This is a genomic window from Formosa sp. F44 (genome assembly GCF_056238645.1).
In genome coordinates, this window is the sequence record NZ_JBWDLJ010000005.1 from 227,276 (window position 1) to 247,782 (window position 20,507).

The 20,507-nt window shown below is 34.1% G+C and carries 13 protein-coding genes; 11 read left to right on the plus strand and 2 right to left on the minus strand.

Features of this window, described 5'->3' with window-relative positions:
- Positions 1-128: 128 nt before the first annotated feature.
- From AC0UBM_RS16065 to nagB, 8 genes are all read left to right on the plus strand, one after another.
- Positions 129-1,013, plus strand: coding sequence for an AraC family transcriptional regulator (locus AC0UBM_RS16065; RefSeq protein ID WP_414035447.1), 885 nt, complete (start codon positions 129-131; stop codon positions 1,011-1,013).
- Positions 1,014-1,031: 18 nt separating this feature from the next.
- Complete coding sequence (locus AC0UBM_RS16070) at positions 1,032-1,913, plus strand: AraC family transcriptional regulator (protein WP_475689313.1); 882 nt, start codon at positions 1,032-1,034, stop codon at positions 1,911-1,913.
- Positions 1,914-2,037: 124 nt separating this feature from the next.
- Positions 2,038-4,275, plus strand: a complete 2,238-nt coding sequence (locus tag AC0UBM_RS16075; RefSeq protein ID WP_475689314.1) for a S9 family peptidase — start codon at positions 2,038-2,040, stop codon at positions 4,273-4,275.
- An 18-nt stretch (positions 4,276-4,293) separates the two neighbouring features.
- Positions 4,294-5,694, plus strand: a complete 1,401-nt coding sequence (locus tag AC0UBM_RS16080) for an aminopeptidase P family protein (protein ID WP_475689315.1) — start codon at positions 4,294-4,296, stop codon at positions 5,692-5,694.
- A 31-nt stretch (positions 5,695-5,725) separates the two neighbouring features.
- Entirely contained in the window at positions 5,726-7,060 is a 1,335-nt protein-coding gene (locus tag AC0UBM_RS16085) for a Gfo/Idh/MocA family protein (protein WP_434036643.1), read from the plus strand.
- Between the two features lie 137 nt (positions 7,061-7,197).
- Positions 7,198-9,459 carry a glycoside hydrolase family 3 N-terminal domain-containing protein gene (locus tag AC0UBM_RS16090; protein WP_475689316.1) on the plus strand — a complete coding sequence of 754 codons (2,262 nt, stop codon included), beginning with the start codon at positions 7,198-7,200 and terminating at the stop codon, positions 9,457-9,459.
- 81 nt (positions 9,460-9,540) lie between these two features.
- Positions 9,541-10,875: a sugar MFS transporter gene (locus tag AC0UBM_RS16095; protein ID WP_414035453.1), complete on the plus strand. Its 1,335-nt coding sequence runs from the start codon at positions 9,541-9,543 to the stop codon at positions 10,873-10,875.
- Between the two features lie 157 nt (positions 10,876-11,032).
- Entirely contained in the window at positions 11,033-12,961 is a 1,929-nt protein-coding gene (gene nagB, locus AC0UBM_RS16100) for a glucosamine-6-phosphate deaminase (RefSeq protein WP_414035454.1), read from the plus strand.
- A gap of 142 nt (positions 12,962-13,103) precedes the next feature.
- Here nagB and AC0UBM_RS16105 read toward each other — a convergent pair whose 3' ends face one another.
- Entirely contained in the window at positions 13,104-13,565 is a 462-nt protein-coding gene (locus AC0UBM_RS16105; RefSeq protein ID WP_475689317.1) for an Lrp/AsnC family transcriptional regulator, read from the minus strand.
- Between the two features lie 161 nt (positions 13,566-13,726).
- On the opposite strand from AC0UBM_RS16105, the gene AC0UBM_RS16110 reads away from it, so the two are divergent.
- The 3 genes from AC0UBM_RS16110 to AC0UBM_RS16120 all read left to right on the plus strand — a co-directional run bounded on the left by AC0UBM_RS16110 (position 13,727) and on the right by AC0UBM_RS16120 (position 18,303).
- Entirely contained in the window at positions 13,727-14,695 is a 969-nt protein-coding gene (locus AC0UBM_RS16110) for an NAD-dependent epimerase/dehydratase family protein (RefSeq protein ID WP_475689318.1), read from the plus strand.
- A gap of 27 nt (positions 14,696-14,722) precedes the next feature.
- On the plus strand, positions 14,723-15,913 hold the full coding sequence (gene kbl, locus AC0UBM_RS16115; RefSeq protein WP_475689319.1) for a glycine C-acetyltransferase: 1,191 nt from the start codon (positions 14,723-14,725) through the stop codon (positions 15,911-15,913).
- Positions 15,914-16,155: 242 nt separating this feature from the next.
- On the plus strand, positions 16,156-18,303 hold the full coding sequence (locus tag AC0UBM_RS16120; RefSeq protein ID WP_475689320.1) for a S46 family peptidase: 2,148 nt from the start codon (positions 16,156-16,158) through the stop codon (positions 18,301-18,303).
- A gap of 386 nt (positions 18,304-18,689) precedes the next feature.
- Here the strand turns inward: AC0UBM_RS16120 and AC0UBM_RS16125 are convergent, their stop codons facing one another.
- Entirely contained in the window at positions 18,690-20,018 is a 1,329-nt protein-coding gene (locus tag AC0UBM_RS16125) for a sodium:proton antiporter (RefSeq protein WP_475689321.1), read from the minus strand.
- Positions 20,019-20,507: the final 489 nt, after the last annotated feature.

Here is a 20,507-nt window from a genome sequence, read left to right on the forward strand (position 1 = left end):
TTTTAGTCCGATTTATGGAGTAAAAAATCAAATTTAAAAAGTTTGCACCAATATTATGTATGTCATAATAGCTATTTCTAATACTTTTTTGTAAATTCGACTTTATAATATAATTTTATAAAGTATTTATGTCTGCTGTAATTGGTTTTAAGGTGCCTATGTGTCAAGATTCTTCGATCCGTGTCGAGGAGTATGTGGATACCCAGTTTTATAACACCATACATTTTCATGAAGAATATCAGATAACACTTATTCTAGATGGAGATGGCTCGTTAGCGGTTGGTGAAAAGGTGTGCAAGTTTAAGTCTGGAGAGTTCTATTTGTTTGGAAAAAACCTGCCTCATGCCTTTAGAAATGATGGCACAAAGGTTGAAGAAACTAATAAAATAAAAGCACATTATATTAGTGTGTTTTTTAACGTAGACTCCTATGGTTTTCTACTTAATGAAAATCAGGAAACAAAGGGTATTAAAGAACTCTTATCTCAAGCTTTATATGGCTTGGTTCTAGGAAATGTAGATGCACATTACTTAGAAGACAAAATGAGGACGCTTGCTACCTTAAGCGAATTTGATCAAGTTCTTGAATTGTTAACTATACTCGACCATATTTCTACAGCAACAGGTCATAAAAAGTTAATAAATAATAAAATTGAATCGCTTGATTATGACGTAAATACTATAGACGAAATTAATGAAGTCTTTGAGTTTATTAAATGTAATTATAAAAAGAAGATCTCTTTAGAAACTATAGCGGGGCATTTTAACATGACTTCTGCCACTTTTGGTCGGTTTTTTAAGCTACGGACTCAAAAAACATTTTCCCAATATCTTATAGAAACAAGAATTTTAAAAGCATGCGAACTTATAAGAAGTGGTTCTCATAACACTACAGAAAGTTGTTATAATTCTGGATTTACAAACATATCCAATTTTCATCGTCACTTTAAAAAAGTGATTGGGATGACGCCTACCCAGTATAAGTTAAGCATTGAAAAAAATAAAGTTAATTAATTTTAAAACAATAATCTCATGAACGCACATCAGTATAATATTCCTATGGCGCAATTTGGTACTCCAATTGTGGAAAAATGGGTTATGGACAGTTTTTATGAGCCTATGCATTTTCATAGCGAATTTCAAATTACTTTAATTAAAAAGGGTAGAGGGTCTCTTTTTGTAGGAAATAAGGTGGTACCTTATAAAGAAGGCGATTTATTCCTCTTTGGTAAAAATTTACCACATGCACTAAAACCAACCATGGATGCTACAGAAAGTTCGGTGTTAAATACGTGTAAAGCCACGACTTTGTTTTTCGATCAGAATAAAATAGAAGATTCTTTACGTACTATTCCGGAGGCTTCAAGAATTGTTAAATTATTGGGGTATGCCGCACACGGCATAAAAATCCCGAGAAGCAAAGCCAAATATTTAAATGGACATGTAAAAGAGTTAACCGATACCTCTGGATTAGATAAGTTTTTATTGTTTTTAAAATTGCTAAACGATATCTCTAAAAATAATAATATCAAGGCTTTGTCGTCTAAAGCAACGCCAAAATCTATGAGTAAAAAAGCGAACCCTAAGGTTGGCGATATATGCGATTTTATTAAACAGAACCATAAAGAAGTTATCACTTTAAATATGGTTTCGGACTTTGCTAATATGTCTCCAACAGGATTCTGCCGATTTTTTAAAGCCAAAACCAATAAAACATTTTCGCAATATCTTACCGAAGTAAGAATAGGTAGTGCCTGTGAATTATTGCACAATAACGACTATAATATTTTTGACTGTTGCTATGGTAGTGGTTTTAATAATTTGTCCAATTTCCACAAACATTTTAAAAAACATACGGGAATGTCGCCTTTAGAATATCGCTTGAAAATTAATGATAAATTGATGGATTGTTAACCTGTTCTAATTGCTAAATTTTAATAAGTCTATAGTTTTAGTATCTTAATTTGCTAAAATTAGCAATTAATAATAGGATTCAACTCTTTAATATTGTGTAAAATTTATTGAGTAAACTATAATTATGAAAAGAAAAGTATTAGGCGTTTTAATCTGTGTTTTAACTTTATCCTTAAAAGGTAATGCCCAAGAAACTAAACCACTACTGTTAGAAGATGTTTATAAAAATAACGTTTTTAAGCAAAAAGGTTTTGGTCCAGTAAGATGGATGAAAGATAATAAAGGGTATTCTACATTAGAGAATAATACAGACCTTGGAGGAAAAGACATAGTAAGATACGAAGCTAAAACAGGAAAAAGATCGGTTATCATTTCGGCCGAAAGTCTTGTCCCTGCTGGCGAAACTAAGCCTTTAGTGATTTATGATTATGACTGGTCTGCAGACAATAGTAAACTTTTAGTTTTTACAAATACAAAAAAAGTTTGGAGATATAATACACGTGGTGATTATTGGGTACTCGATTTAAAAACAAATACATTAAGCCAATTAGGGAAAACCTTACCAGAATCTACCCTTATGTTCGCTAAGTTTTCTCCAGATGCTTCTAAAATAGCATATGTTAGTGAACTAAATATTTTTGTAGAAGACTTAAAAAATCATGCCATTAACCAGATTACAAAAGATGGTGGCGATAATATAATTAACGGAACTTTTGACTGGGTTTACGAAGAAGAATTAAGTTGTAGAGACGGTTTTAGATGGAGCCCTGACGGAGAGAACATCGCCTATTGGCAATCGGATACAAAAGAAGTTGGTACATTTTATATGATTAACAACTTAGATTCAATTTACTCAAAACCAATTCCGTTACCTTATCCAAAGGTAGGCACAGAACTTTCTGCTGTTAAAGTGGGTGTAGTACCTTCTAAAGGAGGAGAAACCAAATGGTTCGATATTCCTGGAGACCCGCAAAATAATTATTTGGCACGCATGGATTTTATTCCTAATTCTCAGGAAGTCATGGTGCAACAACTTAACCGTCGTCAAAACACAAATAAAATCTGGATAGGAGACATTAATACTATGGCTCTTGATAATATTCTAGTCGAAAAAGATGATGCCTTTTTAGATGTTCATGACGATATTCGTTGGTTAGACAACGAGAAGTATTTTACATGGTCTAGCGAGCGCGATGGTTGGTTTCACTTATTTAAAGTGTCTAGAGATGGTAAAGAGGTAACGCCTATTACTAAAGGAGATTTCGATGTTGTACATATTAATTGTATCGATCCTAAAGGTGGTTATGTGTATTATATCGCTTCACCAGATAATTTTACACAACGTTATTTATATAGAAGTCGTATTGATGGAAAAGGAGAAGCCGAACGCATTACGCCAGCATCTAATTCTGGACAAAATAGCTATCAAATTTCTGCCGATGCTAAATGGGGAATTCAAACGTCTCAGAACGCAACTACGCCAACTCGATATGATCTTGTAAGTCTGCCAAATCATAAGCAAATACGCGTTTTAGAAGATAATCATGAACTGCAAAAACAATACAACGATCTAGGACTAAATCCTAAAGAATTTGTAAAAGTTGATATTGGAGAAGACGTTTTAGATGCGTGGATGATTAAGCCAATTGATTTCGATCCGAATAAAAAATACCCATTATTATTTTATGTATATGGTGAGCCAGCAGGTTCTACTGTGCAAGATAGTTGGGGAGGTGGTAGTTTATGGGACCAATATATGGCGCAACAAGGCTATATTGTTATGAGTGTAGATAATAGAGGAACAAAAACACCAAGAGGAAATAAATGGCGTAAATCTATTTATGGACAAATTGGCATACTCGCTGTTGAAGATCAAAGTAAAGCCGCTTTAAAAATTATAGATACCTACAAATTTATCGACTCGGAACGTGTTGGTATCTGGGGATGGAGTGGCGGAGGCCAAATGACATTAGGTTGTATGTTTAAGCATCCAGAAATTTATAAATCAGGTTTAGCAGTGTCTTTTGTGTCAGATCAAAGATTGTACGACGCAACGTATCAAGAACGTTACATGGGACTTTTAGAAGATAATGCTAAAGGCTATCACGATGGTTCTCCTATTAATTTCGCACAGAACCTAGAAGGTAATTTAATGATTATTCATGGAACGGCAGACGATAATGTGCATTATCAGAGTTATGAAATGCTTGTAGATAGATTGATAAAACATAACAAAATGTTTAATATGATGTCTTATCCAATGCGTGCACATGCCATTTACGAGCGAGAAAATACATCTTATCATTTAAGAGAAACCATGGAGAACTATTGGTTGAAAAACTTACCAGCAGGAGGTAAATAAAAAAGTAAAAAAACAAATATGTTTCCAAAGGAAGAGTATATAAAACGAAGAGAACAACTAAGAAAATTAATGACCAATGGTTTGATTGTTTTCTTGGGGAATGAAGAGAGTAGTATAAATTTTAAAGATAATTGGTACCAATTTAGACAAGATAGTACGTTTTCGTATTTCTTTGGATTGAACGAGCCCGACTTAAAAGCGACTATCGATTTAGATACAGATGAAGATATTGTATTTGGCGATAATCTTTCTATAGACGACATTGTATTTACGGGGCCTGTAGAATCTGTTGAAGATCAAGCTAAAAAAGTAGGTGTAGGTACTGTAAAGCCCGCGTCGGCAATTAAGGCTTATGTACAAGGTGCTATAGCAAGCGGAAAACAAATTCATTTCATTGCGGCTTACCGTCCAGAACACCTTTTAGAACTGTCTAAAATTCTTAACATTTCGCCTTTAGAAGTCGAAGGAAAAGAATCTTTAGAGCTTATAAAATCTGTAGTAAAACTTAGATCTATCAAATCGGAATTAGAGATTGAGGAGATTGAAAAAGCGGTAAACACTACGGTAGAAATGCATTATAAAGCTATGGAAATGGCCGAAGAAGGTTTGAAAGAATCCGATCTTTATGGTGCTGTTAAAGAAATTGCTTTAGCCAACGGAAACAATACATCGTTTCCTACAATAATGACTATTAACGGTCAGATACTACATAACCATTATCGCGGAAATACCCTTAAAAAAGGAGATATGGTATTGTGCGATTGTGGCGCCGAAAACTATTCTAATTACGCAGGCGACTTAACCCGTACGTTTCCAGTAGATACAAAATTCACAAAAGAACAAAAAGAGATATACGATATAGTATACAATTCGTATAGCACAGCGGCATCACTATTAAAACCAGGGCAGTTATTTTTAGATGTTCATTTAGCGGCATGTAAAAAGATTGTTGAAGGCTTACAAGGTTTAGGTATTATGAAAGGCGATGCAGACGAGGCTGTAAAAGCGGGAGCACACACCATGTTTTTTCAATGTGGTTTAGGTCATATGATGGGACTAGATGTACACGATATGGAAAATCTTGGTGAACAATATGTTGGCTATACCGAAGAGATGAAAAAAAGTACAGAATTCGGATTTAAATCGCTTCGTTTAGGTCGTGCTTTAGAAGAAGGTATGGTGCTTACCGTAGAACCAGGTATTTACTTTATTCCTGAACTTATGGAGCTCAGAAAAAAGGAAAATAAATACTTTGACTTTATTAATTACGACAAGTTAGAAACGTATAAGAATTTTGGAGGAATCCGTATCGAAGACGATTTTTTAATTACTAAAAATGGTTCTCGAAAATTAGGAAACAGACTACCGTCTACTTCAGATGAAATAGAGGCGTTTAGAAACAATAAGACCAGACTTTAAAACAGATATAGAAAAATTTAAATTTATAGAAATGAAAAGAAGACATTTTATTAGGAATACAGCTTTAGCAAGTTTATTAATGCAATTACCTACCTCTGCAATGAGTTTAGGTTTTGGAGACGGTAAACGATTAAGAACTGCTCACGTTGGAGTAGGTAATATGGGAGCTGCAGATTTAGAAGCGATATCATCTCACGAATTAGTAGATGTAGTTGCCTTGTGCGACGTAGATACAAATGCTTTAGATGCGGCTAAAAAACTTCATCCTAATGCTAAGTTATATTCTGATTATAGAGTGCTTCTTAAAGAAATGGGTGAGGATGTAGATGCTGTTATTGTTTCTACTCCAGATCATACTCATGCTCCAGTTTCTATGATGGCTATGGAGATGGGGAAACCTGTTTATTGTCAGAAACCATTAACGCATCACGTAACTGAAGCTAGAGCGATGCAAAAGTTGGCAGAAGATAAAAACTTAGTGACTCAAATGGGGATCCAAGTGCATTCTTTTTACGACTATAAATTAGCAACTTTATTAATTCAAGCTGGAATAATCGGGAAAGTTAAAACTGTGCACGCATGGTCTCCAAAAAACTGGGGATACGATGGTCCTGAACCCAAAGGAAGTGATCCTGTTCCAAAAAATTTAGATTGGAATTTATGGTTAGGAACAGCGGCTAAAAGACCTTATAAAGAAGGATATTATCATCCTGGAGACTGGAGAAAACTTTTAGATTACGGTTGTGGTACTCTAGGAGATATGGGAGTTCATATTTTCGATACGCCATATAACGCTTTACAATTAAAAGTACCTACTACAATTGTGAATAACTGTAGAAAACCTAACGGATATGGTTTCCCTGAAAAAAATACTGTAACCTATATGTTTCCAGGTACTAAGTATACCGATAAAACATTAAAGTGGGTTTGGTACGATGGTGAAGGTGCTCCAGCTGCACACGAAGATTTAAAATTACCAAATGGTGATAAATTACCAAGTCAAGGGGCTATGTTTATTGGTGAAAAAGGTAGATTGTTATTACCTCACTTTATGAAGTTACCTCAATTAATTGTCGATGGAAAATACGAAGATTTAGATATGTCTTTAGTTCCAGATCAAGGACCTCCGGTAAGAGATTACGGTGCTGAAGGTAAAAAACATTATCACCAATTTGTAGATGCATGTTTAGGAAAAGACGAATGTTCTGCTCCTTTTTCATATTCTTCTAATCTTACAGAAACTATTTTATTAGGTGTAATCGCCAGTCGATTCCCTAACAAAACATTACACTGGGACGATGCAACAGCACAGTTTAGTGAAGAAGAAGCCAATGTTTTTCTAGGTGGAGAATACAGAGATTTTTAATTCCTACTTTCAGTGAATTAAGAGAAATATTTAAAAACTTTCAAGAATCCTATTTCTTGAAAGTTTTTTTAAAGTCAAAAATATACGGTCTTAGCGTGTAGGACACCTTAAAGACCTTAATAGATTAAAACATAATAATGAAAAAAATACTTTTTTTATCCTTAACTCTAACCCTTGCGGTAAGCTCTTACGGGCAGTCCAATTCTAAAATTTATAAAGATCCTTCTGTATCTATAGAAAAAAGAATTGATGCCTTATTACCGTTAATGTCGTTGGAAGAGAAGGTAGCGCAGATGCGAATTTTTCATGCAAATATTGGTATTGGAGCGGATAAAGATGGTCATTTAAAACTTTCAGATAATGTTGTCGAAAAATTAAAATTAGGAATCGCAGGTATTAAAAATCCAGGCGAAAGTCTTAGTCCGCTAGAATCTGCAAAACTAAATAATGAACTTCAAAAATATATTATTGAGCATAACCGTTGGGGAATTCCTGCACTCTTTGTTACAGAATCGTATAATGGGGTAGATGCCGAAGGGAATACTGTTTTTGGAAGACCAATCACTTCTGCAGCGTCTTTCAATCCTAACTTAGTAAATCGTTTATGGGATGTTGTTGGTCGCGAAGCGCGTTTAAGAGGAATGCATATGTGTCATTCTCCGGAAGCAGATATTGTTCGCGATCCGCGTTTTGGTAGAATGAGTGAAGCTTTTGGTGAGGATACGTACTTAACAACTCAAATGGTTACTAGCGCTATAAAAGGTGTTCAAGGTAATTATGATGGTCTTGGTAATGGAACGCATATCGGAGCAGTGGTGAAACATTTTGCAGGCTATGGTCAAGTTTTAGGGGGTACTAATTTCGCAGCAGTCGAGATTTCTCCTAGAACACTTATCGATGAAATTTATCCGCCCTTCGAAGCTGCTGTAAAAGAGGCTAGAACTTTAGGAGTTATGGCGTCGCATGCCGACATTAACGGTGTTGCAAGTCATGGTAATCCTGCTCTTATTAACGGAGTGTTAAAAAATGAATGGGGTTTTAATGGTTATGTCGTATCAGACGCTAACGATATTGCGCGCTTATATTCATTTATGAAAGTGGCAGAATCTAAAGAAGCAGCGGCTATAATGGGACTTACGGCAGGTATGGATGTCGATTTATATTCTGAAGATGCATACGGACTTTTACCAGAAATAGTAAAAACACACCCAGAGATTGTGCCTATGATCGATGAAGCTACGCGACGTGTGTTACGAACTAAATTTATCTTAGGACTTTTTGATAATCCTTATATTGATATCGATACAGTCGAAAAAAATGTGAGAAGTAAATCGTCTTTAGCATTAGCTCAAGAAGCCGACTTAGAATCGATAATCTTATTAAAAAACGAAAATCAAACCCTTCCTTTAGCTAAAGGAAGTAAGAAAAAAATTGCGCTTTTAGGACCAAGAGTTACTGAAAATACAAAAGCGGCTTTCGAATCTATTTCAGGGAACAAAAATACATTTGTTGCAGAAACAGGATTTAAATTAACAAACGAAAAAAGAGGAATTCCGTCATTAAGCACAGATAATGAAGCTGGAATAGACAAATTAGTAGAAATAGCAAAAACATCGGATGTGGTTGTACTTTTCTTAGGCGGAGATGGTTTTACGTCTAAAGAAGCCTTTTTTGGTAGTGCTTTAGGAGATAGAGCTTCTATAGATCCTGTTGGTGGTCAAGACGAGTTAATAACAAAAATTAAGGCTTTAGGAAAACCGACTATAGTGGTTTTACAACACAGAAGAACGTTATCTATTAATACAATTTCGGAACAAGCCGACGCGATATTAGATGGATGGGATTTAAGTGAATTTGGCGATAATTCTATGGCAAAAGTTATTTTCGGAGAAGTCTCTCCTTCAGGAAAATCTCCAGTTACAATTCCAAGATCTATCGGTCAATTACCATTTCACTATAGCGGTAAAGAGATAAACAATAAAAAAGGATATTTATTTATGGAGAATGGGCCTCTTTATCCGTTTGGATATGGCTTAAGTTATTCGACTTTTAAATATGCTAATTTAAAATTATCGCGTCCAACAATGTCTGCTACAAGCACAATAGATGTTAGTGTAGAGATAACTAATGCTGGAACTTTTAAAGCTAAAGAAGTTGTTCAGTTGTACATAAAAGATCAAGTAGGTTCTGTGCTTAGACCAGATAAAGAATTAAAAGGTTTTAATAAAATTGAATTAAGCCCTGGAGAGACAAAAACGGTTACGTTTTCCATCACACCTAAAATGTTAGAATTTACTGGAATTTCTATGGATAAAATTTTAGAATCTGGAAATTACACAGTGATGATAGGGACTTCGTCTAACGAAGGACTTAAAGGTGAATTCAGACTTAATAAATAAGATAAAAATAAAAACAGAAAGACTTGCCTAATTGTGGTAAGCATTTTAAAACTATTAACGCTCTAAACCCCGTAAAAAAGCATGTCTAATGTAGCAGAAACAGTAACCAATAAAAATTCAAATAAAATAGCGATTGCAATTATTGCGGCACTATTTTTCATTTTTGGATTTGTAACTTGGATTAACGGTGCCCTTATTCCGTTTATGAAAACCATTAACGAACTTACAGATGCTCAATCGTATTTAGTGGCATCGGCATCGTATATTTCATTTGTTGTGATGGCGCTTCCTGCGTCTTACATTCTGGATAAAATAGGGTATAAAAAAGGGATGTCTTTAGGTTTATTTGTTATGGCTATAGGGGCCTTAATTTTTATTCCCGCGGCAGAAGCCAGAACATATTGGTTGTTTTTAACGGGTATTTTTGTTCAAGGTATGGGAATGACGTTGTTACAAACGGCTTCCAATCCTTACATCACCATTCTTGGTCCAATAGATAGTGCGGCGAAACGTATCGCTATTATGGGAATTGCAAATAAAGTTGCAGGAGCCTTGGGATCTATAATTTTTGGAGCCATTTTACTTTCTGGAATCGATGAGGTTAAAGATAAATTAGCTACAGTTTCTTTAGCTGAAAAAGACCAATTGCTAAATACTATGGCAGATAGTGTGGTTACACCATATATTGTAATGGCTATTGTTTTAGCTGTATTGGGGGTGTTAATTAGAAAAGCGCCACTTCCGGATATCGAAGTGCCAGAAGATGATATCACGGCAGATGTAAAGGATCAAAAGACAAGTGTATTCCAATTTCCGCATTTATGGTTAGGGGTAATTACATTATTCTTTTATGTAGGGGCAGAAGTTATTGCTGGGGATACTATTATTTCTTACGGAATATCGTTAGGGTTTTCTTCTGAAGAAGCAAAATCTTTCACAGCCTATACCTTATTAGCTATGGTGTTAACGTATGCTCTAGGTGTGGTTTTAATTCCTAAATATTTAAAACAGAAAACAGCACTAATTATTAGTGCCGTCTTAGGAATAGTATTTAGCTGTTGTATCCTTATGTCTTCGGGATTAGTGTCTGTATTATTTGTTGCAGCCTTAGGAATCTCGAATGCTTTAGTTTGGCCAGCAGTTTGGCCATTAACTTTAGAAGGCTTAGGTAAATTCACTAAAACAGCTTCAGCTTTACTGGTTATGGCAATATCTGGGGGGGCAATTATTCCGCCATTATACGGGAAATTGGTAGATATGAATAAAGCAGATTTGGTATTGAGTGGTATGGCAGAGTCGGAAGCCTTGTCTCAGGCCGCAACAAGTAGTTATTGGATATTAATTCCATGTTACGCCTTTATTCTGTTTTTTGCCTTATGGGGACATAAATACAAGAGTTGGACTAGAAAGAGTTAATGATTTTTTCATTACTAGTTAAACTATAGCAGGGATTAATACTGTTATTTCACGTTTAAATTAATGGTTAAAAGGTATATCGCCAAAAGATAAAACAACCTATTACACGAAATAAATATTAGATCATTTTCTAATACTAAAAATTAAATAAAATATTATGCTAAATAGTAAGATTGACAAAGCAACAGGTTTTGAAAAAAGATTTGAAAATATTGGAACTGTAGTTTATGAAAATTCTACTTCAGGGTCTAAGGCTGTTGCTAAGGAAATTGCCGATTTAATTCGGGTTAAACAATCTCAGAAACAGCCATGTATTTTAGGCCTTGCAACAGGGTCTTCTCCAAAAGGTTTGTATTCGGAATTAGTTAGATTACACAAAGAAGAAGGGTTGAGTTTTAAAAACGTAATTTCTTTTAATCTTGACGAATATTATCCAATGCAACCAGATTCTGTAAATAGCTATGTGCGATTTATGAATGAATTGTTATTTAATCATGTCGATATTTTACCAGAGAATTGTCACGTTCCAGACGGGACATTGTCTAAAGAAGAAATCGCTAATTACTGTACTGCTTACGAAGCAAAAATTGAAGCGTTAGGTGGTATCGATTTACAAATTCTGGGTATTGGAGGGAACGGACATATTGGTTTTAACGAATCAGGATCGTTACAAAACTCTAAAACTAGATTAGTCGCTCTAGATCATATTACAAGAGTGGCAGCCAGTAGTGATTTCTTAGGATTAAACAATACGCCAAGAACGGCAATTACCTTAGGTGTAAAAGTGATTATGGAAGCCCAACGCGTTATTTTAATGGCTTGGGGAGAAGGTAAGTCTAATATAATAAAACAGTCTGTAGAGGGGCAAGTGACTAACTTAGTGCCTGCATCTTTTTTACAGGAACATGGCAATGTTACGTTTGTTTTAGATAAAGAAGCATCGTCTAAATTAACACGTGTAAATACACCTTGGTTAGTCGAAAAAATAGAGTGGACAGATAAGCTAATAAGAAAAGCGGTTTTAGGTTTAGCGCAACATTTAAAGAAACCTATATTGATGCTTACCGATGCCGATTATATTGAAAACGGTATGAGCGATTTATTAGCAGATTCAGGTCCGGCATACGATATAAACATAAAAATATTTAACAGATTACAGAATACAATTACAGGTTGGCCTGGAGGAAAACCAAACGCCGACGATTCTAAACGTCCGGAGCGAGCAGAACCTTCTAAAAAACGTGTCCTTATTTTTAGTCCGCATCCAGACGATGATGTGATTAGTATGGGAGGAACATTTAAACGTTTACAAGAACAAGGTCATGATGTGCATATCGGATACCAAACTTCTGGGAACATTGCAGTGTCCGACGCTGAAGCTTTACGTTTTGCAGCCTTTGTTTGCGATTATAACGACAAATTTGGAATTAAAAATGTAGAGGCCGAAAATATTTTTAAGAAAGCCTTAGATTTTCTTCATAATAAAAAAGGAAGTGAAATAGATATTCCTGAAGTGAGACATATTAAAGGTTTAATTAGAAAGGGAGAAGCACAAGCGGCATCTCATTTTATAGGTCTAGACGATACTCATATTCATTTTATGGAATTACCATTTTATGAAACGGGAGCTATAGAGAAAATGCCTTTAGGAGACGAGGATATTAAAATAACAATGGATCTTATCGATAAAATTAAACCGCATCAAATTTATGCTGCAGGCGATTTAGCCGATCCGCATGGAACTCACAAAGTGTGTTTAGATGCTATTTTTAGAGCAGTAAAAGAACTGAAGCCTAAAAAGTATATGGACGACTGTTGGGTGTGGTTATACCGTGGTGCATGGCAAGAATGGGGTGTCGATGAAATTGAAATGGCAGTACCAATGAGTCCAGATCAGGTTCTAGATAAACGTCATGGTATTTTTAAACATCAATCTCAAAAAGATGGCGTTGTGTTTTTAGGAACAGACAGTAGAGAATTTTGGCAACGTGCAGAAGATAGAAATAAGGAAACGGCCGAAGTTTATCATCAATTAGGATTGGCGCATTATGCAGCCATGGAAGCTTTTGTAAGATGGCATTTTTAAAATAAATTATAATTAAAAAGGGTAATTAAATCATGTTTAATTACCCTTTTTTATGTTGTAAAAATGGACATTAGCTCTGTTCTTAAAACGTTATATTAATTGTAAAACGATCTAATGTAAAAGAGAAACACTGGCATAGCTCTTAAATATAAAATTCTGAAGTTTGCTTAATATCCTTCAAAACAAACGTACTGTTTAAAACGCCTATATTTTCAATTTTAGATAATTTGTATTTTACAAAATTGTGATAATCTTCAAGTCCTTTGGTATTTATTTTTAGAATAAAATCGACTTCACCAGCCATATGGTAGCATTCTTGAACTTCTTCAAGATTCTGAATTTGTTCTTCAAAATTTTCAATAAAAGCTTCGTTATGGTAACGCATCGATACTTGGCAAATGGTGGTCACAGATCTATCGATTAGTTTTTTGTCTAGAATGGCGACATACTTTTTTATAAAGCCTTGCTTCTCTAATCGTCGGATACGTTCGTATACAGGAGAAGCTGTCATGTTTAATTTATTCGCTATTTCCTTGGCTGTTTTTTTAGAATCCTTTTGTAAAATTCTTAAAATAGTAGTGTCAATCTCATCTAATGGTTCCATAATTTAAACTAAAAATTACTGTTATTATATTCTTTAATAGTCTTCAAAAGTAAAAATAGTTTAATTAAGTGTATTTGTAAGTAATTATTACTTAATAAAGCTTAATATTTCTTTAAAAACATCACAAATTATAACTTTGTAAGTAAATTAAGCTTAGGCTTATGAATAATTATGATATGAATACAGTAGTTTTAGTTATAGGTGCAAATGGCCAATTAGGTTCTGTTTTAGTAAAAACATTACAGGACAAATTTGGGATGGATAATGTGGTGGCTTCAGATTTAAGAACAAAAGAAGGATATCAAGGTATCTTTGAGATTATTGATGCCACTAATTTTGAACGTATTCAGGAGGTTGTTACAACTTATAAAGTGACTCAGATTTATCACTTAGCGGCTATATTATCTGCAAAAGGGGAAGAAAACCCATTACAAACTTGGGATATTAATATGAAAACAATGTTTAATGTTTTTGAAGTAGCCCGACTAAATAATATAGAGAAAGTATTTTATCCAAGTTCTATTGCGGTATTTGGAGATGGAGCAGATAAAGAATCTACGCCAAACAATGCGTATTTAGATCCGGCTACGGTTTACGGTATAAGTAAAGCCTCTGGAGAAAATTGGGCGCAATATTATTTTTTAAGATATGGTTTAGATGTCCGTTCCATTCGTTATCCTGGGGTAATTGGATACCAGTCCTTACCAGGAGGAGGAACTACAGATTACGCTGTAGATATTTATCATAAAGCAGTTTTAGGAGAAACTTTCGATTGTTTCTTAAAGGCGGATAGTACCTTACCTATGATTTTTATGGAAGATGTTATTCGTGCTACCATAGAGTTAATGGATGCGCCTAAAGAAGCTATAAAAACAAGAACGTCTTACAATATTGCAGGAGTAAGTTTTTCGCCTTCAGAAGTTACAGCAGAAATTTTAAAAACATATCCAGATTTTAAAGTAAATTACACACCAGACTTTAGACAGCATATAGCAGATAAATGGCCAAAATCTATCGACGATTCATCTGCAAGAACAGAATGGGGATGGAAACCAGAATACGATTTGGAAGCCATAACCAAAACAATGATTAAAGAATTAAAGATTTATTATAGTTTAATACAAGCCTAATTAATACACCTACAAAAAATAAAAATTATGTATTCAAATATAAAAAACGACTTACAAGTAGAAATACAAACTTTAAAAGAAGAAGGTTTATATAAAAGAGAGCGTGTAATAACAACACCACAAAGTGCAGAAATTTCGACAACAGAAGTGAATGATGTTATTAATTTTTGTGCAAACAATTATTTAGGATTATCCTCGCATCCAGATGTTTTAGAAGCTAGTAAAAAAACAATAGATTCTCATGGTTTTGGAATGTCTTCGGTACGTTTTATTTGCGGAACTCAAGATATTCATAAGATATTAGAAGAAAAAACAGCGGCTTTCTTAGGAATGGAAGACTGTATATTATACGCGGCAGCTTTCGATGCTAATGGTGGTATTTTCGAGCCTCTATTAACTGCAGAAGATGCCATTATTTCAGATGCTTTAAATCATGCTTCTATTATTGATGGAATTCGTTTATGTAAAGCAAAACGCTTTAGATATTCGCATAACGACATGCAAGATTTAGAAAAGCAATTACAAGATGCAGAAGGTTCTAGACGTAAGTTAATTGTAACAGATGGTTCTTTCTCGATGGATGGTACTATCGCTCAATTAGATAAAATTTGTGATTTAGCCGATAAGTATGATGCATTGGTTATGATAGACGAATGTCACTCTACTGGTTTTTTAGGTAAAACAGGGCGTGGTACGCACGAATATCATAATGTTATGGATCGTGTAGATATTATTACAGGAACCTATGGTAAGGCTTTAGGAGGTGCTTCTGGAGGATTTACAGCGGCGAGAAAAGAGATCGTAGATATTTTACGTCAGAAATCAAGACCTTACTTGTTTTCTAATACTGTAGCACCATCAATTGTTGGAGCGTCAATAAAAGTATTAGATATTCTAACAACTTCTACAGCACTAAGAGATGCGTTAGAAGAAAATACCTTATATTTTAGAAAGAAAATGACCGAAGCAGGATTTAATATTCTGCCAGGAGATCACCCTATAGTTCCTGTTATGTTGGAAGAAGCTCCGTTAGCACAGGAATTCGCTGCAAAACTTCTAGAGGAAGGTATTTATGTTATCGGATTCTTTTACCCAGTAGTACCAAAAGGAAAAGCAAGAATTCGTGTGCAATTATCTGCGGGACATAAACGTCACCATTTAGATAAAGCGATTGAAGCCTTTATTAAAGTAGGAAAATCTTTAAATGTGATTTCGTAATTTTAATATATAAACTCATTTAATTTCTCGGAACACCTTAGTAATATCTAAGGTGTGTTTATTAGAAAACTACAGTTTAAAATTCATTTTAAAACCCTTCTATAGTTTAGAAAATTTATTAATTTTTTAAAGATATAGAAGGGTTTCTTGTGTTTTATTATTAAAAGCTTAAAATGAAGCGCCTTAATAATCAATACCTTAAAATTCTGTATTTTTATAACTTGATTCAAAATAAACAAAACATGAAGAAAGTAGGACTTTTAATTATTGCTTTTATCCTGTCTTTGCCCTCTGCAATGGCAAATGAAGGGATGTGGTTTTTAATGCATATCGAGCGTTTAAATTATCGCGATATGCAAAAAATGGGATTGCAGTTAACACCCGAAGAGATTTATAGTATTAACAACCAGAGTTTAAAAGATGCCATTGTGCAGTTTAACGGAGGTTGTACAGCGAGTATTATTTCTGATAGCGGACTGGTTTTAACAAATCACCATTGTGGGTATAGTGCTATTGCCGAATTATCGACAGCAGAACAAAATCATTTAAAAAATGGATTTTGGGCAGATTCTCAGGAAGCTGAAATGAAGCCAGAAAGCTTATATGTGCGTTTTTTTGTAAGAATGGACGATGTGTCTAAACGTATCTTATCATTGGTTAACGACACAATGAGCGAAAAAGAACGTGAAGCTATTATAAACAAAGAGATTGCTAAAATTGAAGCAGAAAATAATGAAGGTGGTAAATACACCGTTTCTGTACGTTCGTTTTACCAAGGTAACGAATATTATTATTTTGTTTACGAAGATTATAACGATGTGCGCTTAGTAGGAACACCACCGGAAAGTGTGGGTAAATTTGGTGGAGATACAGATAACTGGGAATGGCCAAGACACACTGGAGATTTTTCGTTATTTAGAGTATACGCCAACGAAGACGGCGAGCCTGCAGAATATTCGAAAGCCAATGTGCCTTTAAAAGCTAAATATCATTTACCTGTAAATATCGGTGGAGTAAAAGAAAACGATTTTGCCATGATTTTAGGATATCCTGGTCGTACTAACCGTTGGATGCCAGCTTCAGGAGTAGAGCAAAATGTAAAATATGCGTATCCTGCTTGGGTAGAAAGTTCTAAACTAAGCATGGATGTGTATAAAAAATACATGGATGAAAGTGAAGAGGTTAATCTAATTTATGCGTCTAAATATGCAGGAATTGCTAACTACTGGAAAAACAGACAAGGCATGATTGATGCCTTAACAGCTCATAAAACTGTTGAAACCAAACGCAAAACCGAGAAGAAATTTGCAAAGTGGGCCAACAAGAAAAAAAATAGAGATACTTATGGCGATGTTATTGAAAATATAAATAACTACTACGACTTAACGAATGAGAAAGCAAAACAAGGGAATTACTTATTCGGTATGTTGCGTTCAAGTAAATTATCGAGTTTGCCTTATAGTTTAGGAAAAGGGTTAGAGTATTACGCAAGTCAGAATGAGGCAAAGCAAGCCGAATTACTGCCTAAATTAGAGGAGTCTATCGCTGGTGGTTATAAAGATTTTTATTTGCCTTTAGAAAAAGAAGTATATGCTAAGCAATTGGGGTTGTATGCTTCGAAATCTAATTATCCGCTTCCGGAAATTGTTTCAGAAATAGGAAAAGAAAACAATAACGATTTTACGGCCTATATCGATGCGAGTTTTGAGAAGAGTATCTTTACGTCTCAAGAAAAGGTAGAAGCTTTTCTTAAAAATCCAGATGTTACCGTATTAAATAACGATCCGTTGTATATTTTATCTGGTCAGTTATTAGAAAAATATAGAGAAAATCCAGAGCATTTAGTATCCGTAGAAAACGACTTTCAAGCGTCGTATAGATTGTTGGTTGCAGGTTTACGCGAGTCTGGTTTAAGTGAAATACAATATCCAGATGCCAATTCTACCTTACGTTTAAGTTATGGAAAAGTGAGAGCTTTACCTGCAGATTCTAGAAACGATGCTAACGAAAATAATTATACGACGTTTAAGGGTATGATTAATAAATATAAGCCTAACGACCCTGAATTCGATTTAGAGCAAAGCATGTTGGATATCTACGAAAAGAAGGATTACGGACGTTATGCGAATGAATACGGGCAACTTCCAGTAAACTTTTTAACCGACAATGATATTACAGGAGGAAACTCAGGATCTCCAGTTATTAACGGAAAAGGAGAATTAATTGGATTAGCATTCGATGGAAATATTGAAGCTATGGCGGGAGATGTTATTTTCGATTCAGATTTACAACGTACCATTAATGTCGATATTAGATATGTACTTTGGCTAATCGATAAATACTCTAATGCTAAACACATTGTAGACGAGTTAACCATTATTAGTAAATAGAATAATTGGAGCTATTATATACATAAGCGACCTAAATTTAGGTCGCTTTTTTTGTTAAATAGTCTCGGACCAAGAAAAATGTTATACACTTAATTAAGGTGTATAATTCCTTTTTTAATAGGATCTCGTAACGGCCTATCTATAACCTTGCTGATATTTTTTTGTGCGAATTTATAACTGTTATTTTATGCATTGGATTCTTATTATAGCGTAAATATTGTAATAGTGAATTGGTAAGATTTATCGCTTCATATACGCTAGAAAAAACAGATTGAAGCAGTAGATACTTGCTTAAACTAAAAATCCCCGTAATAATTATATTATGGGGATTTTTTCTTTTAAAGATTAAATGTGGTGAATCTATTTATTTAATAAATCCAGTTGTTTTATATAAAAAGTAACTGTGTTAAAATGTATATAGGTAATAAAACAATCAATGAAAATTTAAACATATAACCAAAGAAACTAGGCATTTTAATACCGTGATCTTCAGCAATAGATTTTACCATGAAGTTTGGACCATTTCCAATGTATGTTAAAGCTCCAAAGAACACCGCACTTGTTGCAATGGCTTTTAGAATGTGCTCTGCTACGTTAGCAACAACTGCTACATTATCTGCAATAGGAATACTAGACGCTACACTATGAAAAGCTACTGCTGTAGGCGTATTGTCTAAGAATGCACTAAGAAATCCTGTAGAATAATAAAATTGCCATGCTTCTGTAAGTCCCATACCTGGAGCATTTTGCTTTAAATAAATTAGGGTTGGCGTCATGGTTATAAATATCCCTATGAATACAACGGCAACCTCAAAAATAGGACCCCATGAAAATTTGTTTTTTTCACGTGTTATTTGCGGTGTCGTAAAGTAAGCGATTGCAGTTAAGGCTACTAGAATGATTTCACGCAAATGCTTAAGCCAAAACGGAGCGTCTGCTTGAGCCATATCAGGAATAACATCATGGTTAATAAAAGCAACAGATAAAATTACGCCTAATAAATAGATAAAATTCATAACGCCTGTAAGTCGTATAGGTTCAATTTCTCTAGCATCGGCAGCCAAGTTCTCTTTAGGCTCTTTTTTGTAATACTTAGAGTCTACTATATAATAAATAATTAATAGTAAAGCCCCTGTAAAAGCCCATTCTGGAAGTAGGTTAAAAAACCATGTAAAACTTGCACCTCTTAAGTATAACATAAGTAATGGTGGGTCTCCAAGTGGTGTTAAAAGTCCACCACAATTGGCTACAGCAGCGATAAAGAATAAAATAGTATGTATAGTGAATTTTCTTTCCTGATTAATAGAAATTACTGGTCGTATAAGTAGCATAGCTGCTCCTGTAGTTCCCATAAATGAGGCTAAAAGGTAACCTAGGCCTAAAAATAATGTATTTACCCATGGCTTTGCTTTTATGTCTCCGCTTAAATGTATACCTCCGGTAATTACAAATAAAGCTGTTAATAAGACTATAAAGGGGACATAATCTCCTAAAATTTGATGTTCAAGATGTTCGGTGAGTCCCATGCTTACCAAATAATAAATTGTGGGAATACTTAAAATGACTGAAACTAATAGTTTGTTTCGGTTATTTTCCCACCACTCCTCTGCAATTAGAGGTCCTACGGCTATGGCCAATAAAATAATAAAGAAGGGGATTGATGGCCATAGGGGGATTTGTTGTGCTAAGTCCGTACTAGCATGTATTAACAACATAATTTAAATTTTAGGGGTGTATTTTATTAGTACTAATTTATGAAAAATATCAACTATAGCGCATCTAAATTGTATTGTTTAATGTTTAATTTTTTTGTAGATATATAGAAATAATATTAATTTTTATGAGCTTTGTTATGAAATAAAATATAATTTATAATTATGTCTTATATTTTTGAGAATATTTAAGTTTCTAGGTGTATCACATATATTAAGGTGTTCTTGAAGATATTCAATATATAATACAAAATTGAAGAATTATAAAAAACACTATTTTGTGTCGTATTTTTGTCTGTACACCCCGTGCGTTTTGAATTTTTTTTGAATTATTTTTTCAAATAAAATGGAGTTTTAATGGAGGTCTCATGAATTTTTAAACGCAAAAGAGAAAATTTGATATTTATTTTCGGGTGCGAACACGAAATTTTTACGCGAAATAAGCAAATATTACTATAAGTATTGAAAAATTTTGTTAAAAATGAACTCTAT